Raw genomic sequence first — 25,647 nt, forward strand, 5'->3', positions numbered from 1 at the left:
CCTGGGCACTGTCCTGCGGTTTCCGGTAATATCGAAGGACCTGTCCTACTCCGACGTTCCTCCCGTTATCGCTGCTTCTCAACCGCTCGCTCCCCTGCGACGGAGAACGTTCTCGTCCGGTTCAGTTCCCTCGTCTCACTTACCGTCGAAAGGGTCCGACGATGCCGGAAGACTTTTTGAATATAACGATTGTAAAGTAGGTATGAGCGACACGGCGCCGATTAAGGCAGTGAAAATCGCCTTCGAGATCATCGACCTCCTTCGGGAACTCGACGGTGCGGGCGTCTCGGAGGTGGCACAGCAGTTAGAGAAACCGACGAGCACCGTCCACGACCACCTCCGCACGCTCGAACGCGAAGGGTACCTCGTCAAGGAGGGCAGTACGTACCACGTGAGCGCTCGATTTCTCCAGTTGGGCGACCAAGCCCGTTCCAGAAAGAAGGTGTTCAAGATAGCCCGCCCCGAGATAGACGATCTCGCGCAGGCGACCGGCGAGCACGCGAACCTCATGATCGAAGAACACGGGCTCGGCGTCTTTCTGTACCGCTCTCGGGGGCAAGACGCCGTCCAGTTGGACACCCACGACGGGATGCGCGTCCCCCTCCAGACGACTGCGCTCGGAAAGACCATCATGGCCCATCGGCCGCACGAGGAGGTCGAAGCTATCTTGGACCGACACGGCCTCCCGCAGGTGACGTCCAGTACCATCTCGGACCGAGCGGAACTGTTCGATACGCTCGATCAAGTGCGGGAGCGCGGGTACGCGTACGACGACGAGGAGCGCGTCAAGGGGATGCGCTGCGTCGCAGCGCCGATACTGGACGAGAACGACTACGCCATCGCGGCCGTGAGCGTCTCCGGTCCGAAGAGTCGGATGCGAAAGGAGCGGTTCACGACGGAGGTTCCCGAACAGATTCTCCGGAGCGCCAACGTCATCGAGGTGAACCTCACGTACTCCTGATCCCGCCGAAGCACAACAATTAGGTACCGTCCCCCGTCACAGACAGTCGATGCAGTTCGTTCGATACACGACCGGTGGAGCTCCCCAGTGGGGAGTTCGCCGCGCCGACGAGGTGGTACCGCTGTCCGGTCTCCGCGAGGACGTCTCCTACCAGCAGTTGACCAGCCCCGGCTTCCTCCGAGTCGTCGAAGACGCGGTGGACGCCGCCGAGGACAGGGCGATTCCGGAAGCGGACGCAAAACTGCTCGCGCCCGTCCCTCGTCCGGGGAAGATAGTCTGCGTCGGGCTCAATTACCACGACCACGCCGAGGAACAGGACAAGGACGTCCCGGAGCGACCGCTCCTGTTCGGGAAAGCGGGCACGGCGGTCACCAACCCCGGTGACCCCATCGTCCACCCCGACGACGTCGAACAGGTGGACTACGAGGTGGAACTCGGCGTCGTCATCGGAAAGACGGCGAAGAAGGTGTCCGCCGACGAGGCACTCGACTACGTCGCCGGCTACACGGCGGTCAACGACGTCAGCGCGCGGGACGCGCAGTTCGAGGACGAGCAGTTCTTCCGCGGGAAGAGCTACGACACGTTCGCTCCGATGGGGCCGACGCTCGTTCCCGAACGCGACCTGAACCCGAACGAGTTGGACGTCGCCTGCCGCGTCAACGGCGAAACGAAGCAGGAGTCGTCCACCGAGGAGTTCATCTTCGGCGTCGAGGAACTCGTCGAGTACATCAGCGGGATCACCACCCTCCGACCGGGCGACGTCATCTCCACGGGGACGCCCGGCGGCGTCGGTATCTTCCGCGACCCGCCGGAACTCCTCGAACCCGGCGACACCGTCGACGTCGAAATCGAAGGCATCGGAACGCTGACGAACTCCGTCGTCGCAGAGCGGCGGTAGTCAGCGGTCCGGGGTCGGTCGGTTCATGTACCTATTTGTAGGAGAGGTCGGTACTCCTCGTGCATGGCGACGCAGACAGACGACCGTTTAGCGGGACAGCACATTGTCGTTACCGGCGGAGCGCGCGGAATCGGACGAGGCGTCGCCGTCAGATGCGCGCGGGCGGGTGCGAACGTCTCCCTCTTCGACACGCGACCGGACGTAGCCGCCGAGACCTCGGCGCAAATCCGTCGGGAGGGGCGCGACGCGGCGGTGTACGAAGTCGACGTGACGGACCGGTCGTCCGTCGAAACCGCCGTCGAAGCGGCGTCGAGCGAACTCGGACCGATATCGGGACTGGTGAACAACGCGGGCATCCAGCGAGCGGTTCCTCTCTTGGAAACGACGCAGGAGACGTGGGACGCGCATTTCGACGTGAACGCGAAGGGGACGTTTCTCGTCTCGAAGGCCGTCGCGCGGGCGATGATCGACGCGGACACCGCCGGGAGCATCGTGAACATCTCCTCGGTCGGGGCGGAGCGACCGTTCCGAGGCCAAGGCGCGTACGGGGCCTCGAAAGCCGCCGTCCTGGCGTTTACGACCGTCCTCGCCAAGGAGCTGAGCGACCACGGAATCACGGTCAACGCCATCAAACCCGGAACCGTCGAGACGCCGATGGTGGAGGAGTGGCTCGCGGAACACTCCGACCAGTCGGCGAAATCGCCCGAAGAGGTCCTCTCCGAGGCGCTCGACGACCACATCCTCGATCGAATCGGACAACCGGAAGAAGTCGGTCACGTGGCCGTCCTCCTTCTCTCCGAAGAGGGCGACTGGATCACGGGAGAATCTATCGCCGTCGACGGGGGCTACCTCAAAAGGTAACCGACCCTGCTCGACCGACGACCGCCCTAACCAATGAATCCGGCATTACCGGAAAGGATGTCTCCCCGGCTACGATATGCGTGGACGGGGCCGCCTCGAATAGCGACGTGCGTTACAGACTTATAGTTGTAACACTTCCGTCGTCAACGTGAGTTCGCGCGATTGGATCGACAGGGAAGAGCAGTGGGCGCGCGGTAACTGGATGGACACATTCTCGCTACTCGGACAGTATCTCCAGACCAAACTCGACCGTCCGATCGGTATCGAGACGAGAGTCAACGGAGAGGTGCGTCAGGACTCTGACACCCCCGACCTCTTTTTCGACGTTCCGGAGTTGATATCGACGGCTTCGGATTTCTTCACCCTCCACCCCGGTGACGTCATCGCAACCGGGACGCCTCCCGGTACGGCGAGCGAGACGGTCGAGTTCGAAAAGTGGGGGGAGGAGGTAAGCGACCTCGCACTCGACCCCGGCGACACGGGGGAGATAGGCTACCGGCATCTCCACCGGTTACCTTCACTCGAAGCAAGGGATGAAACACCATTTGGCACCACTGCAAGGGAACGTTGAATTGCATCGATAATACAATAGTGGGCGGCCGAGAATCCTCATGAAAACTCATAATACCCTGTATCCAGGGTCCTAGCAGAGTACATACCACAAATTACAAATATTCAAAGTAAGGGGTACCAGAGCAAAACCGTTCAAAGTGTTAAGTGCGACCGAGGGTAATCCAACCACTCAGACGGCACTTAGCGAACAGATGGATATTTCCCGACGAGACGAACAACGAGGAAGTAGTAATGACTGTACTGGACAATATTATGAACTCCCTCTTCGAGACGTACGAGGAACCGGTGCGAGACTCGCTTCAGACGGATTACTTCGAGTTGTATCGAACCTCGGAACTCGTTCCATTTTCGGTCACCGTCGCCGAGACATCCGATTCAACGTGGGCAGTTCTGCTTAGCCACTCCGAAGGAAGCATCTTCGGTGCTCTACGGAACTCCTCCCCGGAGGCTGTGGAGTGGGCATAAAACCGATTTCGGCGATATCTCGATAAGAGTGAACGGGTACACCTTCTGCAATAGCGCCGGCCGATCCACGAACGACTCAAACGTGCTCGTGAAAGACCGCTCTTCGGCACTAGAAGGTCTCTCCCGGCTACCGCCTCGGCTTTCGACGTAGACACAGCTTCGACTTAGTGTGAAGAATCTCGTTCCTCGAATACCACGGAGAAACCGTTTATCGAAGATGGGACACAGCCTCCGGTCTAGCCTCAGCCGCTCAAAACCGGGACGAACGCGAATGTGAGGTACGATAGCACCGTCGCGGCGGACGGGCCGACTATCCATAGTACCACGAACCGTATCACGGCCGACGGGTCGAACAGTTCGCCCGCATCTCGGCCCTCGTCGAGTGCTTCCCCCTCGATCGGACGTACTTCGTCGCTCGGTTCGCTCGTGGCAGCGTTAATAGATATCTCTCCGTCGGTGTCCCCCGTCGCGATATCGACTGCTGTCGCCGTTCGGGAGGCGCGCCCCCATCCAAGACCGACGATGGTCATCACCGTCGAGAGCGCCAGACTGATCGGATTCCCCAACCACGACGCGACGGCGGTGATGCTGGCAGCGATGAGCATCACGACAGTGGCCGCAAAGAGCGGAAGGTCAGTCAGCCCGTTCCCCACGGATTCCATCGTTCGGCGTGCGATGGTGAACGCACCCACTCCGATGGCCACTGTCCCGAGGAGTATCGCTCGATCCGAACCGATCACGCCACCGCCGACGAGGGGAGCGACCGCGTTCGCGACGTTGCTGGCGCCCGCGCTGAACGACATGTAACAGGCGATGGCGAACGCGATTCCCGTGCTCGCGAGTTCGCGACGCGAGGTACCCGGTCCGAGCCTCGGAGTCGGGAGGGATCCGTCAGTCTCCATCGTAAGCAGCGGCCCGTCCGACCGGCGAACCTCGAAGGAACGACTCAGACGCGGGTACAGATACCGACCGACGACACCGCCGCACCAAAACCCGACGACCGGCGCGAGCAGCCACCACGTGAGTATCTCGCTCATGATCGACCAGTTGAGCGAGTTCGTGGCGATTCCGAGGCCTGCGATCGCCCCGACCGCAGTCATCGACGTCGAGATAGGTACCCCGGAGAGATTTGCGACCAACATCCCGAGGCCGATGAACGATAACACGACGATGCTCGCCTCGATCGAAAACGCGGACTGTGGAACGATATCCTTCCCGAGCGTTGCCGTCACGTTCCGACCGAGCGTCCACCCTCCGACGAGGACGAAGACCACCATGAAAACCGCGGCAGTACTCTTCTCGACGATGTTCGCACCGATAGACGGCCCCCAGGCGACGCCGGTGGAAGAGCCGCCTATGTTGAACCCGACAAACGCCGCGGCCGTGATGCCGAGAACCAATAATGTCGAGATCATGCCAAAAACGTCTGTCGCAGTATTGAAAATAATTCGGGTGTACTACCGACGCAGACGCGTAGCGTCTCCTCCGGGAGTTTCGTTCGGAACGACGTGAGCGAATCTGCCGCTAGGTGTGTCGAGGTTCTCGGTCGGTTCCCAAAGCATATGCACTTACTCCAAGTCTTGGGACTAATGGTCGGGCTAGAACGAGGAACCGTAGAACTCGAACCGTACGACGAAGGATGGGCGAGACTCTACGAAGAAGAAAGAGAGCGGCTGAAACACGTCGCGGGTGATCGCTTCCTCGATTTCGAGCATATCGGTAGCACCGCGATCAAGGGAATGCCCGCGAAGCCGATAATCGACATCCTCGCCGTCGTCGAAGACCTAGATGAGTCGAGATATCTCACTCCCGTACTCGAAGAGTGCGGGTTCGAATATCGCCCCGAGGAAGTAGAAGGACGCCTGTTCTTCGCGAAGGGGCCGCGCACGAACCGTACGTACTACCTCTCGGTCACGGAACGAGGGAGCGACTTCTACGAAGAGAAAATCGCCTTCAGGGATTATCTCTCTCAACACCCGAAAGCCGCCGAACGGTACGCCTCACTGAAGACGAGACTAGCGGAGAAATACCCCGAGAATAGGGGCCAGTACACCCGTAAGAAAGGACAGTTCGTTCAAGACGTTCTCGACTTGGCGATAGACGATAGCGAGAGTTGAGCGATAACTCTATATCACCTTGAATACAAATGCCTGACATGATTCGTTTTCGGACCCTCCAGAACGAGTTGACGGACGATGCGTGGAGATACCCGCTCCTCGCAGGTCTCGTCTCGGCTTCGTACACCGGTTTTCACTACTGGCAATCGTCGTCGAACGTCCTCCACATGGAGGCCGTGTTCGTTGCGGGGTTACTCGGTGGTGTCCTCTATCACGGACGGGAGGCGGAGAGCCGTCGCGTCGGCCTCCGAACCGGAGTTGTGAGTGCGCTCCCGGTGCTGTGGAAGTCGCTCGACGCATTCACAGCCATCTTCAGTTTTACTCAACCGGCGTGGTTTAGCGTCGTTCAGGTCGTACTGGTGCTCGCTCTCACCGGGTTCGGGGTCGCACTCTCCGCTCTCTTAGGAATGGGTGGCGCGCTACTCGGAGAGTGGCTGGCTGGGAAGATCGACGGCTTTCGACCGTCGGCCGTCGGTAACTGACACGTCGTACTGACGAGGTACCGTCTGTAACGCTCACATCGGTTCTGATTCACTACCGCCAACGAATAGGCTTCGACCGCACTGGGGCCATCACCGAGTGACGAGTCGGTAGAAGGCCACCGAATAGACGAGGAGGAATGCGGAGACGACAGATCCGACGAGAGTCATCACGAGTCCGACGCCGACGAGTCCACCCGTCGAGAGGACGGGAAGCCCGAATTCCGCGGCGGCCTCGGGCGTGGTGAGTAGCGACAGGCCGCCGTAGCTGAGGCCGAGTACCACGCTGATGACGAACGCCAGTACCATGTAGCCGAAAGTTGCACCGAGGTTCGACCGCACGACGCTGTAACTCCGCTTCAGACCGTCTACCGCGGAGTATCCTTCGAGGACGATTGCCTGGGCGTAAAACTGGATGAAGAAGGCGAGCAGGAGGTAGATGATCACGAGGACGGCGGCAACGATACCGAGCGTGACGAGAGCGAGCGTTCCGAGGTGGAATGCTCCGGAGAGCAGTGCGCCGAAGCCGACGGCGACCAGGACGGCTCCGAGGACGAAGTTCACCACCACGACCAGCAGGTACGCGACGAGAATCTGGACGTAGTTCGCCTTCCCGTGGGCGAGGAACGCGCTCAGAGAGCTCCGTCCGTCGAGTGCCTCGTCAGCCATACCGACCATCCCTCCCTGGAAGAACGGGATGGCGAGGAGGAGGAGGAGTGAAGCGCCGAGCGAGACCACGGAGGCCAACAACGGGCTCGTCGATTGAAGCACTAACTGAGGGACCTGAAACAGGAACAGGACGAACGCGGGAACGAGGAGGGCGGGTGAGCGGACGAGCGCGCCCGGGGACCGACGGAAGGCTTGGAGGACTGCCATACGAAGAACGTCTCGGGTTCAATAATGAACCTTTCTAAACGGGATTATCGAACTAGGTTTTACTCCGCAGTGGACCTGAACCGATCGTTCGGTACGGGCTCTATGCGAGGTACTAGGTCTAACTCCACCGATTTTGGAGTTCCTCGCGAAGTTCCCCTCGGGAGAAATCTAGCCGACTCGGGGATTCAGGAGGTGTGCACGTTCTCTGTGAGCGGATCTCATCGACGCTGTGGCCATCGCTCACTTCTGATTCCTCTCGAACGGGGATAGATCATCCACGGGATGGCATTCGTCGATCAGGCATTCCGGCGGACGCGGGCGAATAGCGCGGCGATGGCGTACTGCACCGCGGCGGTGACGACGAAGGCCGCTCCAGCGGCGTACTCCGCCGAGAACGCGCCGAGCGAGGCCCGATAGAAGCCGACGTACAGTCCTCCCGTGACGAGTGCGGCGGAGATGGTCCAGACGATTGCGGCGCCAGTAGCGTAGTCAACGGGCCAGTATCGCTCGTAGGCGTACGGTACGAACACTGCGATGTTTAGCGCCAAGAACAGTCCTCCGGTCACCGATTCGACCACCTGTAAGGCGAAGAACGCGAAGGTTCCGAGAACGACGGACACGATGTTCACCGAGAGGTTACTCGTCAGATCGCGTTTGAGATGTGAACCGAGCGACAGGTCGTTAGACATACCTCTCCGTTGGATGTCCGATGATAAGGCCTTTGTCCGGCTTCTCTGGGTCAACGAATGCGGTGGGCATCATCGCGCTACGTACCAGAACGGCCGTCCGATCAGCGATTCCAGTTGGACAACCGTAATTCCAGTCGAAGCATAATATCCCGGGCGAAGGAAAAACCCCGAGCATTACGAGAATAGTCTTGTAACGCTGGAGGACACACTGGACCCAGAGAGCGTTACCCTCTCGAATTCTCTCAGAACTGGTATCTTTTCGGCTCCTGTCGGTCTGTCCTCGAATCGGACTGGGGTGCGGGGACCCTCTGAAGAACACACGTTTCTACTTGTAAGGGTTGTCGCTCGTCACCCAGATTATCTATTTTCCACTATGTAATCAGACGCATAATACGGATGTTCTGACTTTATCTAGGAGAACACGCGTGGAAAATGCGATTAAAGTAATCATCCGCCGCCACACTTCATTTAGATTTGGCAGGGGATCCAAACTATTTTATCTGGTTCAGCGTCATTCGATCCGGCAGTCGAAATTAATAATCTCAATGCACACCGATATCGACCGCACCGCGGGACCCCACGGCGATGCCGACGACGACCGACTGGACGCGGTTTCTGGCCGGTGCAGGGGAGACAAAATCCCGTCGTCGATTCCGACTCCTTCGACGACACGAGTGCCGACTACGAACAGTTCGAGGCCGAACTCCTCGCCCAAGGTCAAGAAACCGCTGCCGTTGCGGCGGCGGACATCGACGACGTAACAACGGACTCGAGTCCGACGACCCTACGGAATCACGGTCGGGCTTCGGACCACGTCCGATCGATCGAATACACCGTTAGATCATTCGGCGTCTGCGAGTTCGATGTTCAGATCCGCTTGAACACCGACCCGGGAGCAGAGATCCCAAATCGTCGCCGCGTTGCTCGAAATGACCGGGATATCGAACGCTGCCTCCAGCGACGCCAGTGCTGGAAGGGATCGGTAGTTCGTACATGAGACGAACAGCGCATCCGCCTCTGGGGCGTCAGAGAGGACTGACCTACCCTGCTGCTCGGCGTCGACGGCGTCCAGTTCTCCGATTGCAGTGTTCTCAACGAGCCCGCGGCCGTCGAGCGAGACTACCTCGAAGCCGTTCTCGGTCAAGTACTCGCGCTCCAGTCGGTCCAGCTCCGTCGCGTACGGCGTCGCGACAGCAACTCGATCCGCGTCAAGCGCGTTCAGCGCCCTGACGACCGAGCGCGCGGTCGCGACCGCCGGGGCGTCGGCGGCGTCGGACAGCCGGGACTCCAGCCGCGCATCGAACCCGGAGCCGTGGATGAGACTCCCAGTGGTGCAGGCGTAGGCGACGCCGTCGACCGACGCGTGCGAGAGCAGCGAGGCGGCGCGTTCGGCGTCGTCAGCCATCGCGTCGAGTTCGTCGGCAGTCACGTCTTCGAGCGGCATCCGAGCGGTGTGGACCGTACAGTCGTCGGGGAGCGCCGCCCGGAACTCTGGTTCGGCAGTCGTGTTCGAGGAGGGGACGACGACGCCGAGACGGATCATCGGTCGTCCACCTTTCCGTCGCGTCGGTCGCGCTCTCTTGCCGCCGCGTCGCGCTCATTAGGATCGCCGTGTCCGCCGCCTCCGGGCGTACGGATCGAGACGGTCGTTCCGGCCTCGACGTCGATGGAGGCCTTCGCGGGGACGTCCTCGCCGTCGACGACGTTCTGTCCGGTCGCGCCATCCTCGCCGCCGTCGATCCCCGAGGGGGCCGTCCGCCGACGCTCCGTCAGCAGTGACACGGTGGCGTCGGTCTCGACGGTAATAGTCCGTTCGAGGCCCAGTCCACCGCGGTATCGGCCGTCACCGCCGCTCGACGGGCGCAACGCGTACCGCTCGACCCGAAGCGGATACTCGGTCTCCATCGCTTCGACGGGTGTGTTGAGGGTGTTGGTCATCCCGACCTGCACGCCGTCCATGCCGTCTTTTTCGGGACGAGCCCCGAACCCGCCGCCGATCGTCTCGTAATAGGTGAACTCCCCGGTTCGGTCGCCGATGATGAGATTGTTCATTGTCCCCTGACCGCCGGCAGGAACCGCGTCCGGAACCGCCTCGGCGAGCGCAGCCAGCGTGACGTCCGTGACGCGCTGGCTTGTCTCGACGTTACCGCCGACGACTGCCGCTGGCGGCCGGGGGTTGAGCACCGATCCGTCGGGTGCGGACACGGATACAGGCTCGTAACAGCCGTGGTTTGGCGGAATCTCCGGGTCGGTGATCGCGCGGACGACGAAATAGACCGCGCTCTTCGCAACCGACAGCGGCGCGTTCAGGTTGCCCGCCACTTGATCAGCGGTCCCGGCGAAGTCGACGTCGATCGAGGCTCCGTCGATGGTGACGGCCACTTCGATCGGAATGTCGTCATCGGTCACGCCATCGCCTTCGAGGATGTCCCGTGCTCGGTACGTGCCGTCCGGGAGGTCTGTGAGCTCAGCTTCGACGCGCTCGCGGGAATACTCGACGACGGCGTCGAACGCGTCGAGCAGCGTCGACCCGTGTTCGACGAGCAACTCGCCGATCCGTTCCTCGGCACGAGCGTTCGCGGCGCGTTGAGCCCGGAGGTCCGCCTCGCGCTCGTCCGGCGTCCGGACGTTGGCCCGGATCAGCTCGTGGACCGCTTCGTTCGGATCGCCGCCGTCAACGAGCCGAACCGCCGGCAGTCGGAGCCCCTCCTCGTAGACCTCCTGCGCTCCCGGCGGCATGCTTCCCGGCGCACTGCCGCCCACGTCGGCATGGTGCGCCCGCGACACCGCGAACCCGATCACCTCGTCGTTGGGCGCGATCGTCGACACTAACGTGATGTCGGGCAGGTGCGTTCCTCCCGCGAACGGGTCGTTAACGATGAAGACGTCCCCCGGCTTCGGATCCTTCTGGAGGACGACGTCGACCGCGTCGGGCATTGCGCCGAGGTGGACCGGGATATGTTCGGCCTGCGCGATCATTCGGCCCGACGCGTCAAAGATCGCCGTCGAGCAGTCCTGTCGCTCCTTGATGTTCGGGGAGTACGCCCCGCGGATGAGCACGTGACCCATCTCGGTGGCGACGCTCTCCAGTTGGTTCCGGAGGATCTCCAAGGTTACTGGATCGATTTCCGGTTCTTTCCCGTTTGTCGCTTCGCGTTTGTCAGTCATGTGTCCTCACCTCGGCGATCAGCGCGCCGTCGTCGCGCACTTTCACGTTCCACGCTGGCGGGACGACGATCGTGCTCTCGTCGCCCTCGATGATAGCGGGCCCCTCGATCGAACCTTCCGGTGTCAATCGCTGGCGCACGTAGACAGGCGTCTCATGAACACCGTTAGCGAACGCTGCCTCGCGCGATCCCTTCTGTGGGCTCCCACCGCCGGCGTACTCGATCGACGGTGCGCTCCGGGGAACGGTGGTCATCACGCGGCAGTTCACCAGTTCGATCGGTTCGTCCGCCCGATACCCGTACGCTGACTCGTGTGCCGCCGCGAACCGCTCGCCGGCCTCCGCAGCGTCGAACGGTCGCTCGATGTCTACCGTGAGTTCGAAGCTCTGCCCGGCGTATCTGAGATCCGCGGAGTGCTGCACAGTCGCTTCGTCGCGGTCGCTGACCTCAGCCAGCAGATTTTCGGATAGCTCTTCGTAGACAGCGTCAACGTCGTCGGGGTCAACCTCGCCAAGCGAGCGCTGGTACGTCCGCACCGCGTCGCGTTTCTCGTCAGCCGCGAGTAGGCCGTACGCCGACAGGACACCGGAGGCGCGCGGGACCACTACCCGATCGATGTCGAGGCCGTCAGCGATCGAAATCGCGTGCATCGGCCCCGCGCCGCCGAACGCGACGAGACCGAATTTCCTCGGATCGTACCCCCGCTCGACGGTCACGGAGCGAATCGCCCGGGTCATGTTCGCGTTCGCGACACGGTAGACGCCACGAGCCGCCTCCAGCGCTCCGTCCATTCCCGCCTCATCGGCGAGATCTGCGAGGACGTCGTAGGCGGCATCCTCATCGAGCGATAGCTCGCCGCCGAGGCTGGTGCTCGCGCCGATGTATCCTAAGACGAGGTTCGCGTCTGTGACGGTCGGCTCCGTGCCACCCTTACCGTAGCAGGCGGGACCGGGGTCAGCCCCAGCCGAGCGCGGTCCGATCCGGAGCGCACCGCCGGCGTCGACCCAAGCGATCGATCCGCCCCCGGCACCGACGGTCTCGATGTCGACCATCGGCGTCTTGATCGGTCGCTCGTTAATCACGCCCTCGGTTGTCCGCTCGGCTTCACCATCGCGAACGAGGCTCACGTCGCTGGAGGTTCCACCCATATCGAAGGTGACCAGCCCGTCTCTCTCGTCGGTGTCGTCGGTTGCCATCGCACTCGCACCCACCACGCCTGCGGCGGGTCCTGAGAGGACGGTCGTCACGGCGTTCTGCCTGACGGTGTCGGCGTCGGTGATCCCGCCGTTGGCCTGCATGATTCTCGGCTGCGGAACACCGAGATCTCGTGCGCGCTCGGTGAGGTGGCTGACGTAGCGATCGATCGCCGGCCGTACGTACGAGTCAACGGCCGTCGTCGATGTCCGCTCGTACTCGCGGAACTCGGCGAGAACCTCGTGTGAGGCTGACACCGGCACGTCGAGTTCATCTCTCAGTATCTCTGCGGCGCGTCTTTCGTTCTCGGGGTGAGCGTAGGCGTGCAGGAGGGAGACGGCGATGGACTCAACGTCTGCTTCGCGTATCTCCTCGGCGATCGACCGCACCTCATCGTCGTCGACAGGCCGTTCGATCCCGTCAGTCGTCGCCCGCTCGGACACCTCGAAGCGGCGGCGTCTGGGAACCAGCGGCGCCGGCTTCTCGGCGTTGAGATCGTACAGCGACGGCCGGTCTTGGCGGCCGATCTCCAAGACGTCCCGGAATCCCTCGGTCGTAACGAGCGCGGTCTTTGCGCCGTCTTCCTCGAGCAACGCGTTGACCGAGACGGTCATCGCGTGGGAGAACTCGCTGACGGTCTCAGGGTTAATCCCGGCCTCCTCGCAGGCTTTCTCGATGCCGGTTATTACGCCTTCACTCTGGTCTTCGGTGCTTGGGACCTTCGCGGTCACGAGCTTGCCGTCGAGTGACAGCGTCACGTCGGTGAACGTGCCGCCGACGTCGACGCCGATTCTCCTCGCGTCCATCTATAACACCCCGGCCACGTTGAGGATGGTCCGAACGCCGAGCCAGACGACGATGATCGTTACGATCGCGCCGAGCGCGTTCGCCACCGACCCGTTCGTGTACTCACCGAGGAGGCTCTTCTGGTTCATCGCGTAGATCAGGAAGATCGCGACGATCGGCAGTAGGATTCCGTTGACCACCTGCGCGAACACGATGATCTCGACTGGGCTACCGCCCAGCAGTACCGCGAGGATTCCGACGCCGAGGATTGTTCCCCAGACGGCGCGGAACTGCGTGCTCTGCATATCAGAGTCCCAGCCCAGCGCTCCCGTGGTCGCCCACGCGCCGGCGAGCGGTGCCGTGGTCGCGCTCGTAAACCCGGCGGCGAACAGCCCGATGCTGAAGAACAGCTTCGCGTACGGACCCGCCAACGGCCGGAGCTGTTCGGCCATCCGACCGACGTCGCTGATCTGCGTCCCCGGCTCGAACGCCGCGGCCGCGGTCACCATGATCGTCATCGTGATCACACCGCCGACGACGATCGACAGTACCGTGTCGATGCGCGAGTGACCGATATGTTCGGGGCCATTCCACCGCTCCTGAACGTTACTCGCATGCAGGAACAGGTTGTACCCGACAACGGTCGTTCCGATGAGGCCGGTGATGAGATACAGCGACCCGGCGGGGATGCTGGGGACAAATCCCATCGCGATCGCACCGGGATCGGGACCGATGAGGATCGCCGATGCCGCAAATGAGAGGGCCATCACGACGACGAGGCCGACGAGTGCCCGCTCGATCAGCTTGTACCGTCCGGTGTACAGAAGGACGCCGGCAACGAGCCCTATCCCGACGCCCCACCACGTGGAGCTGATGCCTGTAATCGTCGCGAGTCCCGCAGCCCCGCCGAGGATGTTCCCGGCCTCGTAGGCGGCGGTCCCGATTCCGATCGCCCCCACGACGAGGAAGATACTCACGTACTCGACGAATTTGTTGTCGAAGCGCTCACGGAGGGCTTCACCGAGCCCTTCACCCGATACGAGGCCGAGTCGTGCGCTCATCTCTTGGAGGACGATCGTCGCGACGATCGAGAAGGCGATTGTCCACAGGAGCGCGTAGCCGAACTCCGCTCCAGTTACGCTTGCGGTCGTAACCGTGCCCGGACCGATGAACGCGGCTGCGACCATCGCTCCCGGGCCGACGGCTTTGAGTCGTCGTATAATGTTCATAATCGTTCAATCTGGTATTTGGTGTCATGGTGTCAGTAGTCGACTAAAAACCTTATTAAGAGCCTTGTGTACGCAGCTTATCAGTCGTGTGAGTACCGCACGTGGATTCCACTACAGGTATGAACTAGTAAGAATAGTCCGTATTCCGACAGTCGAGGATTCCCACACTTTAACCCGAGGAAGTTTCATCGTCTCGTTCGGTTAAAAGCGCCTTGGAGACGCTCTCTTCGATCTCTATCTCGAAAGGGAGGTCCGCGACACTACCGCGAATGAACCGAACCATAAACCACCGCAGCGATTCGGAGGGAAAGACGACGTGGAAACTCCCTTTTTCGGCCCGTCGGACGGTGAGGAACCCGCACAGCGACAGCCAATCGAGGACATCTTCGAGCGAGTCGAACCGCTCGGCGTACTCTTTGGCGTGGTACTGCGCCACTTGATCGATCGTGTCAAGAAACTCGTCATCCCGGTCCTCGGGATCATCGACTTGGCTCAAGAGCGCGTGAAGGAGGTCGATGTCCAAGAGAACGTGTTCGCCCGTCGAGAGCATCTCGTAATACGTCTGGAGATGGTCGCTGTCGCTCGCGTTGGCCGAGTCGAAGTTCGCCGCGTAGAACGCGATCGCCTTCCGGATCAGTTCGCTTCGGCTCTCGTCGGTTCGGTCGGTCAGTCCCTCCAACGTGCTCTTGGCGTCCTCGTCGAGGGACACCGTGACTCGGTCGCTTGGCATAGTGTCTCTCGTCTCCGAACAGACTTAATATCGTGTCGTTCGAAAATTCCTAACTCTCCAGGGTAGACCCGCCGACAGGGCCGAGTATGAGAAGGCGGACTGACCATGTGCGAGACCGTGGCTCAGCTGCCGTCTCCACAGGCACAGCGTCGCCTCACCACATTGCTTGAAGCTCCAGTAAGTACGGACTGGATCCATGTGATTGGGTGTCAGAACTACTTTGCAACAAGGCTCTGTAGACGTGCCTATGGTCGCGACACGACGCCTGGTGATTGACGTATTGAAACCGTACGAACCGCCGACGCTTGCCTTTACCCAGCAGGTTGCGGAGGCTGACAGCGTCGCTGGGGTCAATTCGACACTCATCGAACTCGACAAGAAGGTCCAGAATCTGAAACTCACCATCGAGGGCGAAGCGATCGACTACGACGCTGTCGAGGCCATCGTCGAGGACCTCGGTGGGACGATTCATTCGGTCGACCAGGTCGCATGTGGAGAGTACATCGTCGAAGATGCTCCCACTCCACAGGACTGATGGGGGCGAAACCCGACTCGGAGTCGCTTTCCGAACGAATCGGGCTCGACAAAATCGGGCCGATCGCGCGACGGTACTTCGTCTCGAACGGATTCGACGGTGCACTTACTGGCGTCGGGGTCACCGTCGGCGCGTATCTTTCAGGGGTACCGGACGGGCTCACCGTCATCAAAATCGGTCTTGGCGGTGCCGTCGGTCTCACCACCTCCGGCGTCTGGAGCGTCTGGGAGATCGAACGTGCAGAGATGCGAGCTGAAATCCACGACATTGAAGATGCGATGCTCACCGACCTGAGTGGGACGCAGATCGAACGTGACAAAACGAGCACGCAGGTCGTAAACGCGCTTATGAGCGGGCTCGGACCGTTATGTGGGCTCGTATCACCGCTTACTCCGTTTCTGTTCGAAGGTGCGCTCCTTTCGCTGTTCGAGGCCACCGTCCTCTCGGTCGCCGTCGCAGTCGGTGTGCTGTTCGCCTTCGGGGCCTACATGGCGTCGATCTCCCGCCAGCGGTGGTACATCGCCGGAATCCGGATGGGACTCGCCGGTCTTGTTGTCGCAATCATTAGCATCTTCCTCCCCGGATAGATTACGTTCTTTTCCCTTCTTCGGATGTGAAGAACTCCGGTAGCGGCGGGTTGCGGAGTCTGGCAGACGCGGCGTTCACAGAACCGGTTCTCGTTATCGTCCCGACACTGACATTCCCGCTGCCACTCGCCTATCGAGTCGATTTGGAATAATGTACGCCGTCATCGGGGCTGTTACTCCGTTGATGCGGCAGCGTTAGTCTACGTGTTCCGTCTGGCTCGACCCGCTTCCTATCGCAGTCCGGACGTTCGAGGCGCTTCGTTCGAGGAGTTCGCGAACACTGTCGCGACGTTTGACGAACAATCCGACACCAAGAACGGCGTAGACAGCGGTATAGGCGTAGAGGATAGAGATGCTGATCGTCGTCGCACTTGGTTCAGTATAGGTCTGAATCACGTAGAATTCCGTAAGAACCTGTGTCGCAAACAGGATGAGCAACACAATAGCCTCACGAACGCTGAGCTCGAAGTTCGTCAGGAGAGCGATCGCAAAGAGGCTCTGGGCGGCGGTGATCCAGATTTCTGCCGCCTGTTTCGGATCGAACGAGAGCGTCCCGACAGCACCGGCTGAGATAGAGTAGACGATAGCGAGTGTGCCGATGAGCAACGTCCACTGGTTGAGTTTCGAGGAGATGAGGGCGTTGAAGCCGGCAGTCGAGCGGGCTTTGTTGACGAGGTAGGCGACGACGATAAGCTCGGGGCTCTCTGAGGCGAGCGGTGCAAGCCACTGAATCATGAAGAACTCGGGGATGCCGTACTGAAGCCCCAACTGTTCTAGCCCCTCGGCGAACGGGTGGACTGCAGTGAAGATTATCACACCCGAAAATACGAACCCGAAGAGGATGACCGCAATGCGCGGTCCTTTCGGATACTGGTGGAAGTAGGCGGGGACGCCGATATGTTCCTCGGACGCACCGGCGTCACCACGAATCACGACGACGATATACAGCAGAAACAGTCCGACGAGAAAGAGCGTATCGAGTGGCCCGATACCGCCACTAAGCGGGATGACAAAGGCATAGGCGGTCGCTACGAGTAAGAACGCGATCTCGGTTGCGATGTCCCGGTCGAGACTGACGACATCCGTGAGGAATCCCGACCGGTACTCAACCGCCGGGTCGCCAGTGCGCTTTGCGCGGTAGATCGTGAACAGCGCGATGCCCGACCACCCGAGGCCGATGAGAATTCGGTTCGCACCGGTCATGTTAGCCACTGCGAGGTTAGCAGCCTCACTCGATCCAGCACCGGCCTGCCACGCATAGAGGGCGTCGACGGCGTACTCGGGAGCCACGGCAAGCACCGCCAGCACCGCGATGGCGAATGCCTGTGGGACGTCTTTTTCCGCGGTCTCGGCCGCCCACGCGAGTAGGAACGCTGCACCCACGATTGCGAGGCCAGCGACGAGGACGGCCATACCGGGCGTAATGTTCTCGCCCGGATGCACAGTTCCGTATCCACCAGACGAGACGAACGTCCCGATCCACGGGACCGTCAATGCCAGCGCGACGGCAACCGCGACGAGTGGATGGCGAAACCGATCAAGCACTAGTTCGATAACGGTCGGACAGACACCTACCTCTTGTGCCCAAATAGTCGTCTCTCTGGGCCCGGACCCCCTCTGTAGATACCATCGCCAACGCGTGTACAGTTGTTTCCTTTATTCGGAAGTGTCCTAACCTTCGTGATAGATTCACATTCGAAATCGGTCGTACGTTCCCCAGACCGAGCGTACCGTCGGCAACACGTGTTTGAGTTCTTCGGCGTCCGGGGCACGGTCACGTAACGTCCGTCGATATCGGAGTCGGATAGTGGCCCTGCGAGAGGACGGAGCATCAGATTCGACACCGTCTCTACGAGTTCGATCACCGCCTCGGCTTCCTATTCTTCTCTTGCCCGGCACTGACCTAGTCGGCACCCGGAACATCGTGTTCCCGTGCTCGCGTCGGTGATTCAGCAGTCGACGAGGAGACCGGTATGAACGTTTCTGTCCGCTGCCTCCCGGAGCAACGTATCCGTGATCGACTCGGTGGTTAGCAAGAGAGCGTCGGCATCCAGAGTATCGATGACGACGAAGGGGTCGGCGGGCCCGTACCGCCCAGCTAGCGCGGGTCCGATAGTAATTCCAGCTCGAATGCCCGCGTCGTGCGCACGCTCCGGGATGTCGTCGACGAACCCCTGGCCGGCGAAGATAACGCTTTGTTCCGCTAGTCCGTGACGTGCGACCGCGCTTACAACGTCGTCAACGAGACCGGGGTCCTTCAGGTCGATCCAGGCTTCGAGAGTCGTCTCGTTGATCACCGAGAGTGCCTGTTCGAGGGTGGGTACGGTCCCACCGTCGCCAGTGGTGAAAGATTGTATTTCTGCGAGCGAGAGTCGGTCAACGCGGCCGTTGCCAGTCGTCGTTCTGTCGACCGTTGCGTCGTGGATGACGACCAACTCGTCGTCACCCGTCCGTCGAACGTCGAATTCGACCCCATCCACTCCCCACTTTGCTGCCGCCTCGAAGGACCGTACCGTGTTCTCGGCCGCCACCCGCAGTCGGCCTCGATGCCCGATGATTGGAAGCACAGTCTACGGAGACGGAGCAGAGAGAAACTGATTTCGAAGGTTCTGTTGACCATGTAAATCGGTGACAGGTGTCAGCAGTCACGTTGGATAGAACGCGCGAATACAGCCGGAGTGATCCTCAAAAAAGTTCACGTATCGGGTGCCGGAAGCGTAAACGAAAACGTCGACCCTTCTTCGGGTTCGGAGTCTACCCAAATCTCGCCCCCATGGCGTTTGACGATTCGTCGGCAGAGTGCGAGGCCGATCCCCGTCCCTTCGTACTCCTCGTGGCTGTGGAGTCGCTGGAACACCTCGAAAACCCGGTCTACGTCCTCTTGATCGATACCGATCCCCGTGTCACTGACCGAAATTATCCACTCGTCCTCGTTACGCATCGCAGAGATCGACACCCGGGGTTTCTGCTCGCCGCTATACTGGAGAGCGTTTTCCAGCAGGTTCTGGAAGAGTTGGCGGAGTTGGTTGGCGTCACCTCTGACAGTCGGTAGCGATTCAGCGGTGATTTCGGCACCGGTTTCGTCGATTCGGATACCGAGATCCGTCAGCACGTCGTCCAGCACTGCCTCGAGATCGACCGAATCGAAGGACTGTCCCTGTGTTTCGACCCTGGAGTACGTAAGCAGTCCTTCGATCATCGCCTTCATCCGCTCGGCACCGTCGACTGCGAACTCGATGAACTCTTGGGCGTCTTCGTCGAGGTCATCGCTATACCGACGCTCGAGCAGCTGTAGGTAGCTCGTGACCATCCGTAACGGTTCTTGGAGGTCGTGGGAGGCAGCGTAGGCGAACTGCTGGAGGCGCTCGTTAGACTCTTCCAACTGACGTTGATACGTGTACCGATCAGTGATGTCAAAATGGGCGACAGCGACGTATCTCTGGTCACCGGTAGTGAACGACGCTGCCCGCATGAGAAACCAACGTTGTTTGTCGGGAGAGTGGCACGGATATTCGAACTCGAAGAGTTCCCGGTCGCCCGTTAGAATCTCGGATAACCCGGCGGCAGCCGTTTGTGCCGTCTCCGTCTCCCCTTGTCTGGTGATTGTAAGGTAGTTGGTTCCGATCGTATCTGGTCGAAGTTCGATGTCATTCGCCTCGCCGAACTCCTGCCATGCGCGATTGGTATATAGGATCGTCCCTTCATCATCGAGGATTGCAAAGTTTATCGGGAGCGTGTCCACGGCCGCTGGAATAAGAGCCTCTGGCTCACGGCCATTCATATCCGTTTTTAGCCGACTGACAGAGATAAGGCTGTTCCCATTCTGGTTGCAGGGACGAAGCGTTCTCTGCGATCGACACGTGTTTTATGACACGCTCTCGGAAGTTCGCCCGACTGCTACTGAATAGATGGTGCGTTTGCTGCATCTATAGTTGCCACAGTATCAGGACAGTGACCTTGAGACGATTGTTACAGACCTCAAGGACGTCTTCTCGCGGTGGCCGTGGTGCGATGAACAGGTCACCGGCTACCAAATCCGCTACAGGTTCTCGAATACGATCGAATCTATTGAACGTACGTCGAGAAGACCTGCTTCTCGATACTTCGGAGGTGTTTGCCGACAGTGCTTGCAGTAATTCCGATGTCGTCAGCGATTTTCTGTAATGATGTTTGTCTGGGATTTTGATAATAGCCTGACCGAATCGCTACCTTGAGAACTTCGTGCTGCCGTTCAGTTAATTCTGAGAAAATGCGTTTTGGGTGGGACCGGTACGGACTCATCGAGACAAGTTCCATTTCGATACCATCTGGTGGCGCGGATGGAGCGTTTGCAAAGGCTTCTGCACGACCAACCATCGTGATCTGATATCCCCCATCGTCGGTTATCGGGATCGCAATCGCTATCTTGCAACAACCAACTGGGTCAGTCGAGGTGAGGAATGTACTGGATGAAAGCCCTCGGCCGCCCGGTATCCCGCGACTACCCGAGATGGAGTGGTACGTTGGTAGATTCAGTGGCCAGTCTCACGCGATTCACCGACGTAGATTGGCGTGATATCGGTAACATCATCGATGCACGAGGTGTGTCTCGCACACCATCATAAGAGGAAACACGGATTTGGAAAGTAACCAGTCTCAGGCGAACTGTGCTCGGAGTATGCGGGATTCGGCTTTCCGTAGGTGTTCAGCGATAGTACTTGGCGCACAGGCCAGTTTCGCGGCAATGTCCTTCTGACTGGCGGTTCGAGGGATGTCGTAATAGCCTAGTTCCACTGCTATTTCGACAACTCTGCGCTGACGGTTGGTGAGGTGTGCTTCGATAGCAGTCGTTGTACCAGCAAGACCGCCCACCGCTTCGATTGTCACGTCAACTGGGACGGAGACGCCTTCGATTGCATCCTGTACTTCGTCGTCAGGGCCGAACATCGAGAACACTACTGTCCCATCGGATTCGTATTCGATGGGAGGGACGACGATAATGCCGCCGGAGGAGATGGGGCTGAACATCTTCTGGAGCGAATCGGTCGTCGCGTCCCGGACGTACACATAGCAAGACCGCTCGTCAATGCGCTCCATGTCGTAGCCGACGACCTCTGGGATCTCTTGCATCGCTCTTTCAAGTGCGTCGGCATCGCCTACGACGTAATGGAGGATGCCCAACGCGTCACCGGTATAATTCCACTGTATGGCCGTCGCTCGTTCAACGAACGATGCCTCGGTCATCACGCCGTACATCGGGTGGATATCACCCGCCCCTCCACGGGCTGTGATGCGCACCCGGACGTGTTTCATGGGCGATGATCTGTAATAGAGTACTTAAACCCACCGAGCAAGCTCGGCAATAATCACTCAGGCTGACGCACCGAATCATCCCCTATGATTCAAACGCTGGTAACCGGCGCAACAGGTACACTCGGGACGGCACTCCGACCGCGGCTCACAGCTGCGGGCCACGCTGTCCGAGCGACGAGCCGCTCGTCTCCTGAAGAAACCAAGGGGAATCTCGACTGGGTGGAACTTGACTTAATCAAGGGTACGGGGATCAGGTCGGCGCTCGAAAACATTGATGTCGTCATCCACACGGCGACGGCTCCGCAGGGCGACACAGCGGCGGTTGACGTGCAGGGCACGAAACGACTCATCAAAGCGGCCGAATCAGCTGGTATGGAGCATTTCGTCTATCCCTCCATCGTCGGTATCGGCGATATTCCCTTCTCCTACTACGAACACAAGGCTGTCGCCGAGACGGCAGTCGAGGAAAGCGATATCCCCGCGACTATTGTCCGTTCGACGCAGTTCTACTCGTTCATCGCGGAACTGCTGGATTCTGTGGCGAAACTTCCGGTGTGGCCCCTTCCGACGAATGTGCTAATCCAGCCTGTCGATGTCGGCGAGGTTGCCGACATCATCGTGGATCATGCGACGCTGACAGCGAGCGGTCGGATCGACTCCGTTGGTGGTCCAGAAATCCGCTCAGTAGGCGAACTCGCACAGGCGTACCGCGCCGCGCGTGATCTGCGGCGTCCTATCATCAGATTTCCCATCCCCGGTAAAACTATGACAGCGTTTCGGAGTGGCCATGCGACCTGTCCCGATCACAGGGTCGGGAGAGTTACTTGGGAGGAATGGCTCGCGGAACGATACCCGGCACCCACCACCGGGATGTGATATGCGAACGAGAACTGTCTCAGGCAAACTCCGCGTCGCTCACGCAGACCCCTCGCACGACGACACCGGATTTTTGAAGGATGGTAGGGTGCCTCTGACAGCGTTTTCCTTACAGACATACCTTATTAAGGAATTACGTATGATAGTGGGAATATCCGGTTTTCGCTCATAAAACATGGATAAACGTCCTCGTGGCAGACAATCACTACGGGACCAACTACTTTAGGCATATACTTTTCATGGATAGAGAATAGTCGTAGAGATAGAATGGTAGTCAACCAAGACGGCACTCCCTCCAGGTATTCATCTGATGATTACTTCGCCGTCCTCAGTGGAAAGCACCAACAGGCCGTGGTGAGCATCCTCGCCGAGAAAGATCGTTCGGTCAACCTCTCACCCCTCGCAGAGGAGGTCGCCGCAGTCCTCGCAGACGATGAGCGAGATCTCAAACAAGTGGAGATGAAACTTCACCACTACCACCTCCCGAAGTTAGACGCGGCGGGCCTTCTCGAATACTGTTCTGAGGACAACCGCGTCATTCCGACTAATAGCCTGCAAACCGTCATGCCATCCAAAACGTCATCTCTGAACTAAGGCTCTCTCGGGCGGTGACGAGTCTAGGTCACGACCGATACGAAGATTCGCTGGTAGGTTATATACGAACGGAATTAGCTTACAGAGAAGGACCGACCGTGCAGCGGCACCGTGTCTGAACGACGACTGTGAAGAGAAAGAGCGTGGTATTTGCGTTAGATAGGGCTGGAACCGGATATTCTCTGCCGGACATGGGCTCCATTCAGTTCTGCTTGCCAACGACAGTCGTCGTTTTCTGAAAGCCCTCGGTCGCTCGGCATCCCGCGACCACGCGGGACGAAGTCTCGCTTGTCCTCGTTCGCTTCGCTCACGAGACCTCCGCGTCGCTTGCGACCGACCATTCCGGGTACGTATTACGTTATTACCTCGTCCGAACGAAACTCACAGCAGGATCGCGAACACGGGATAGGAGGCCGCGACCGCCAGCGAGGGCGTCACCACCCACATCGTAACGATCCGCTTGGCCGCCTTCGGATCGAAGAGGCTCCGCTCGTCGAGATCCGCGGGCCCCTCCACACCGATGTCCGGAACGTCTGGGATCTCCTCCGGTTCCTCCGCGGGTTCCTCGTGGCGGGCGATATCACCGATGGTCGGGCCTGCAGGCGCCTCCTCGACGCGCGAGGTGACCAACGCTCCCGTCGCGACGTCCAGCTCCGGTCCCTCGGGCGCCGGCGTCGCTAACTCCGCAAGCGTCGCGGCCCGACTTGCCCGACCCCACCCGAGTCCGATGATCGTCGACGTCGTACTGACCGCGAGACTCGCGGGGATCCCCAAGTAGGAGAGGATCGTGATGACCGTGCCACCGACGATGGAGACGATCAACGACGCGAGAATCGGGAGTTCTGTGATATCGTCCCCGACCGTCTCCAGCGTGCGACGGGCGATAGTGAAACTCCCTAAACCGAAGGCTCCCACCGCGAGCAGAACGCCCTGATCGACGGTGAGCGCCCCGCCCTCGCCGACGAGGGGGGCCACAGCGTTCGCCGCGTTCGACGCCCCCGCCGAGAACGCCATGTAGCAGGCGATGGCGACCACCGAGAGTGAGCCGACGATATCTTGCGGTGATGCGTTCGGGTTGAGATACGGCCGTGGAATCACCCCCGAGCGGTCGAGTTGGATGAAGTGGAGATCGAACGTCGTGAACGCGACGTAGCGGTCGAGGTGCGGATAGAGGTAGCGCCCGACCACGATCCCGATGGTGAAGCACACCAGCGGCGCGACAATCCACGCCGAGACGATGACGAACATCAGCGCCCGATTGAGGGTGTCCGACGCGAGACCCAACCCGACGATGGCGCCGACGGCAGTCATCGATGTCGAGGCCGGAACGCCGTAGAGATTCGAAATCAACAGCGACACACCCGTGAAAAACAGGACCGCGACACTTGCGGTGGGCGTGAACTGGGCCGCCGGCACGATACTGCTGCTCATCGTCGCGATGACGTTCCGACCGACGGTCCACGCGCCGAGAAAGCCGAAGCCCACGAACAGTGCCCCCGCGGTCGCTTTCCGAACGAGGCGCGAGCCGACTGCGGGGCCGAACGCCACGCCCGTCGACGAGCCTCCGATGTTGAATCCGACGAACACGGCGACGACGATTCCTGCGACGGTTAGCAGTGATACCATCGTGTCGTATCTGTGCCATCGTTATTCGGCCTCCACATATAATCCTCCGGAGTCCGTTTCGGGTTGCTGCTGACGTGATCGCACTACCGGCACGGGTGAAGGATTCTGTATTCCAATCCATGACCGGCGTGGGATATCCGGCTCTGCTATCGACCGGCAAAAGTCGCGTACCATGTCGGTTCCGGTGAGCAAAGCTCACCGATGTCTCGTTCGCTTCGCTCACGAGACCTCTGCGTCGCTCGCGACCGACTATTCCGGGCTGCGCCTCGCTCCTCTCGTCGCTCGCCGTTCCGGGCTAAAGTGAATCTGGTCTTGACGCCAGCATTAAGCGCGTTTTCGGTTGCGCCCCTGGCGGACTTTTGCGTCCCAGCGCTTTGGGCCGTCTGCGCTGTCGCGCGCCATACCACGGCGCGCATTCTCGACGACCGTCGCGCTGGACACAGACCCGCATCAGGCCGGCCACGAGAAACGGCTTAAAGCTGGCCGCTAAGGCAGAAAGATGCATGACGTGGAGGAGGTGATTTCCGGAATCCGGTATCGTTCCGGAAAGCGCTCAAAACGGTGAGTCCGTGGCCGGGAGGTCTTCGCTGACGTCGGGTGCAAGACGGTACGTTCGGTCGCGAGTCTGTCCGTCTGCTTCGATAAGATCGTACTGTGCGAGTTTTCGAAGGTAGGACCGAACGGTCCGGCGCTTGTTTGGATTGTCGGCTCGAGCCTCGTAGCGGTCGTAGAGTCGCTTGGGGGTGATAGGCCCGCGGTCGCGGATGATCTCGAACACCGTTTTTTGATGTGCATTGAGTGCCTCGATGTCTCGGTGCCGAATCTCGAGTTCGGCATCCGGGAGCGCTTCTTCCAAGACACCGGGCGTGATCGCGTCTTCGTCGTCGCGAGCAGCAATGGTGGCGGCTCGTTTGAGCATCCCGATTGCGACGCGGGCGTCGCCGGCGGCGGCATCAGCAATCCGTTCGAGGGTGGACCGAGCGGCAGCGTCTTGTGTGAGACCAACGCGAGCGCGGTCAGAGAGAATAGAGACGAGTTCGTCGGGGTTGTATTTCGTCATTGGGACGTGCTCACTGCTTTTGAGGTGGCTCTGGAGAGGTTGAACGTGGGTA

Annotated in this window: 26 protein-coding genes and 2 pseudogenes; 13 read left to right on the forward strand and 15 right to left on the reverse strand. The window is 60.2% G+C overall.

The window, feature by feature from the left end; translation table 11 throughout:
* The first annotated feature begins 202 nt into the window (after positions 1–202).
* The 5 genes from ACZ522_RS01930 to ACZ522_RS01950 all read left to right on the forward strand — a co-directional run bounded on the left by ACZ522_RS01930 (position 203) and on the right by ACZ522_RS01950 (position 3,758).
* Positions 203–961 (forward strand): IclR family transcriptional regulator, encoded by a 759-nt coding sequence (locus ACZ522_RS01930; RefSeq protein WP_379694791.1) that lies wholly within the window; start codon positions 203–205, stop codon positions 959–961.
* A 49-nt stretch (positions 962–1,010) separates the two neighbouring features.
* Entirely contained in the window at positions 1,011–1,859 is an 849-nt protein-coding gene (rhcF, locus tag ACZ522_RS01935; protein ID WP_379694789.1) for a 2,4-diketo-3-deoxy-L-rhamnonate hydrolase, read from the forward strand.
* Between the two features lie 63 nt (positions 1,860–1,922).
* Positions 1,923–2,720 (forward strand): L-rhamnose 1-dehydrogenase, encoded by a 798-nt coding sequence (gene rhcB, locus ACZ522_RS01940; protein WP_379694787.1) that lies wholly within the window; start codon positions 1,923–1,925, stop codon positions 2,718–2,720.
* A gap of 148 nt (positions 2,721–2,868) precedes the next feature.
* Positions 2,869–3,291 carry a fumarylacetoacetate hydrolase family protein gene (locus tag ACZ522_RS01945; RefSeq protein WP_379694785.1) on the forward strand — a complete coding sequence of 141 codons (423 nt, stop codon included), beginning with the start codon at positions 2,869–2,871 and terminating at the stop codon, positions 3,289–3,291.
* A gap of 233 nt (positions 3,292–3,524) precedes the next feature.
* Complete coding sequence (locus ACZ522_RS01950; RefSeq protein WP_379694783.1) at positions 3,525–3,758, forward strand: transcriptional regulator FilR1 domain-containing protein; 234 nt, start codon at positions 3,525–3,527, stop codon at positions 3,756–3,758.
* 242 nt (positions 3,759–4,000) lie between these two features.
* Here ACZ522_RS01950 and ACZ522_RS01955 read toward each other — a convergent pair whose 3' ends face one another.
* Entirely contained in the window at positions 4,001–5,173 is a 1,173-nt protein-coding gene (locus tag ACZ522_RS01955; protein ID WP_379694781.1) for an inorganic phosphate transporter, read from the reverse strand.
* 174 nt (positions 5,174–5,347) lie between these two features.
* Here ACZ522_RS01955 and ACZ522_RS01960 point away from each other — a divergent pair, with 174 nt between their 5' ends.
* Positions 5,348–5,875 (forward strand): GrpB family protein, encoded by a 528-nt coding sequence (locus ACZ522_RS01960; RefSeq protein ID WP_379694779.1) that lies wholly within the window; start codon positions 5,348–5,350, stop codon positions 5,873–5,875.
* Between the two features lie 38 nt (positions 5,876–5,913).
* A complete protein-coding gene (locus tag ACZ522_RS01965) occupies positions 5,914–6,357 on the forward strand; it encodes a DUF5518 domain-containing protein (protein WP_464391760.1) in 444 nt (147 codons plus the stop codon).
* A gap of 90 nt (positions 6,358–6,447) precedes the next feature.
* On the opposite strand, the gene ACZ522_RS01970 is transcribed toward ACZ522_RS01965, so the two are convergent.
* Positions 6,448–7,230 (reverse strand): DUF7847 domain-containing protein, encoded by a 783-nt coding sequence (locus ACZ522_RS01970; RefSeq protein ID WP_379694775.1) that lies wholly within the window; start codon positions 7,228–7,230, stop codon positions 6,448–6,450.
* 296 nt (positions 7,231–7,526) lie between these two features.
* A complete protein-coding gene (locus ACZ522_RS01975) occupies positions 7,527–7,919 on the reverse strand; it encodes a hypothetical protein (protein ID WP_379694772.1) in 393 nt (130 codons plus the stop codon).
* 622 nt (positions 7,920–8,541) lie between these two features.
* Here ACZ522_RS01975 and ACZ522_RS01980 point away from each other — a divergent pair.
* Positions 8,542–8,631: pseudogene (locus tag ACZ522_RS01980) on the forward strand (hypothetical protein); the annotation flags it as partial.
* Positions 8,632–8,760: 129 nt separating this feature from the next.
* Here ACZ522_RS01980 and ACZ522_RS01985 read toward each other — a convergent pair.
* The 5 genes from ACZ522_RS01985 to ACZ522_RS02005 all read right to left on the reverse strand — a co-directional run bounded on the left by ACZ522_RS01985 (position 8,761) and on the right by ACZ522_RS02005 (position 15,025).
* Positions 8,761–9,462: a maleate cis-trans isomerase family protein gene (locus tag ACZ522_RS01985; protein WP_379694769.1), complete on the reverse strand. Its 702-nt coding sequence runs from the start codon at positions 9,460–9,462 to the stop codon at positions 8,761–8,763.
* The gene (locus ACZ522_RS01990) at positions 9,459–11,087 is read right to left on the reverse strand and encodes a hydantoinase B/oxoprolinase family protein (protein WP_379694766.1); all 1,629 of its coding nucleotides are present in this window, start codon (positions 11,085–11,087) and stop codon (positions 9,459–9,461) included. Before ACZ522_RS01990 ends, ACZ522_RS01985 begins: the two co-directional genes overlap by 4 nt.
* On the reverse strand, positions 11,080–13,086 hold the full coding sequence (locus tag ACZ522_RS01995; protein ID WP_379694764.1) for a hydantoinase/oxoprolinase family protein: 2,007 nt from the start codon (positions 13,084–13,086) through the stop codon (positions 11,080–11,082). Before ACZ522_RS01995 ends, ACZ522_RS01990 begins: the two co-directional genes overlap by 8 nt.
* Entirely contained in the window at positions 13,087–14,295 is a 1,209-nt protein-coding gene (locus ACZ522_RS02000; RefSeq protein WP_379694760.1) for an Nramp family divalent metal transporter, read from the reverse strand.
* A gap of 169 nt (positions 14,296–14,464) precedes the next feature.
* Positions 14,465–15,025 carry a ribbon-helix-helix protein, CopG family gene (locus ACZ522_RS02005; RefSeq protein WP_379694757.1) on the reverse strand — a complete coding sequence of 187 codons (561 nt, stop codon included), beginning with the start codon at positions 15,023–15,025 and terminating at the stop codon, positions 14,465–14,467.
* Between the two features lie 247 nt (positions 15,026–15,272).
* Between ACZ522_RS02005 and ACZ522_RS02010 the strand changes: the two genes are divergently transcribed.
* Positions 15,273–15,560, forward strand: coding sequence for a DUF211 domain-containing protein (locus tag ACZ522_RS02010; protein WP_379694755.1), 288 nt, complete (start codon positions 15,273–15,275; stop codon positions 15,558–15,560).
* On the forward strand, positions 15,560–16,147 hold the full coding sequence (locus ACZ522_RS02015) for a VIT1/CCC1 transporter family protein (RefSeq protein ID WP_379694752.1): 588 nt from the start codon (positions 15,560–15,562) through the stop codon (positions 16,145–16,147). The genes ACZ522_RS02010 and ACZ522_RS02015 overlap by 1 nt, the downstream gene beginning before the upstream one ends.
* 195 nt (positions 16,148–16,342) lie before the next feature.
* Here ACZ522_RS02015 and ACZ522_RS02020 read toward each other — a convergent pair whose 3' ends face one another.
* The 3 genes from ACZ522_RS02020 to ACZ522_RS02030 form a co-directional block, all read right to left on the reverse strand.
* A complete protein-coding gene (locus tag ACZ522_RS02020; RefSeq protein WP_379694750.1) occupies positions 16,343–17,692 on the reverse strand; it encodes a sodium:calcium antiporter in 1,350 nt (449 codons plus the stop codon).
* Positions 17,693–18,096: 404 nt separating this feature from the next.
* Positions 18,097–18,678, reverse strand: a complete 582-nt coding sequence (locus ACZ522_RS02025) for a glycerophosphodiester phosphodiesterase (RefSeq protein ID WP_464391761.1) — start codon at positions 18,676–18,678, stop codon at positions 18,097–18,099.
* Positions 18,679–18,842: 164 nt separating this feature from the next.
* A complete protein-coding gene (locus tag ACZ522_RS02030; RefSeq protein ID WP_379694745.1) occupies positions 18,843–19,928 on the reverse strand; it encodes a PAS domain-containing sensor histidine kinase in 1,086 nt (361 codons plus the stop codon).
* Positions 19,929–20,079: 151 nt separating this feature from the next.
* Between ACZ522_RS02030 and ACZ522_RS02035 the strand changes: the two are divergent.
* Positions 20,080–20,208: pseudogene (locus ACZ522_RS02035) on the forward strand (primase-associated protein); the annotation flags it as partial.
* A gap of 4 nt (positions 20,209–20,212) precedes the next feature.
* Here the strand turns inward: ACZ522_RS02035 and ACZ522_RS02040 are convergent.
* The gene (locus tag ACZ522_RS02040; RefSeq protein WP_464391762.1) at positions 20,213–20,503 is read right to left on the reverse strand and encodes a helix-turn-helix domain-containing protein; all 291 of its coding nucleotides are present in this window, start codon (positions 20,501–20,503) and stop codon (positions 20,213–20,215) included.
* A 279-nt stretch (positions 20,504–20,782) separates the two neighbouring features.
* Positions 20,783–21,439: a helix-turn-helix domain-containing protein gene (locus ACZ522_RS02045; RefSeq protein ID WP_379694743.1), complete on the reverse strand. Its 657-nt coding sequence runs from the start codon at positions 21,437–21,439 to the stop codon at positions 20,783–20,785.
* A gap of 84 nt (positions 21,440–21,523) precedes the next feature.
* Between ACZ522_RS02045 and ACZ522_RS02050 the strand changes: the two genes are divergently transcribed.
* Positions 21,524–22,315, forward strand: a complete 792-nt coding sequence (locus ACZ522_RS02050; RefSeq protein ID WP_379694741.1) for an SDR family oxidoreductase — start codon at positions 21,524–21,526, stop codon at positions 22,313–22,315.
* Positions 22,316–22,582: 267 nt separating this feature from the next.
* Positions 22,583–22,909, forward strand: coding sequence for a DUF7344 domain-containing protein (locus tag ACZ522_RS02055; RefSeq protein WP_379694739.1), 327 nt, complete (start codon positions 22,583–22,585; stop codon positions 22,907–22,909).
* A gap of 381 nt (positions 22,910–23,290) precedes the next feature.
* On the opposite strand, the gene ACZ522_RS02060 is transcribed toward ACZ522_RS02055, so the two are convergent.
* Both ACZ522_RS02060 and ACZ522_RS02065 read right to left on the reverse strand, forming a co-directional pair.
* Positions 23,291–24,535, reverse strand: a complete 1,245-nt coding sequence (locus ACZ522_RS02060) for an inorganic phosphate transporter (RefSeq protein WP_379694736.1) — start codon at positions 24,533–24,535, stop codon at positions 23,291–23,293.
* Between the two features lie 553 nt (positions 24,536–25,088).
* Positions 25,089–25,595: a Cdc6/Cdc18 family protein gene (locus ACZ522_RS02065; protein WP_379694734.1), complete on the reverse strand. Its 507-nt coding sequence runs from the start codon at positions 25,593–25,595 to the stop codon at positions 25,089–25,091.
* Positions 25,596–25,647 lie beyond the last annotated feature (52 nt).

The organism is Halopelagius fulvigenes (genome assembly GCF_055398025.1).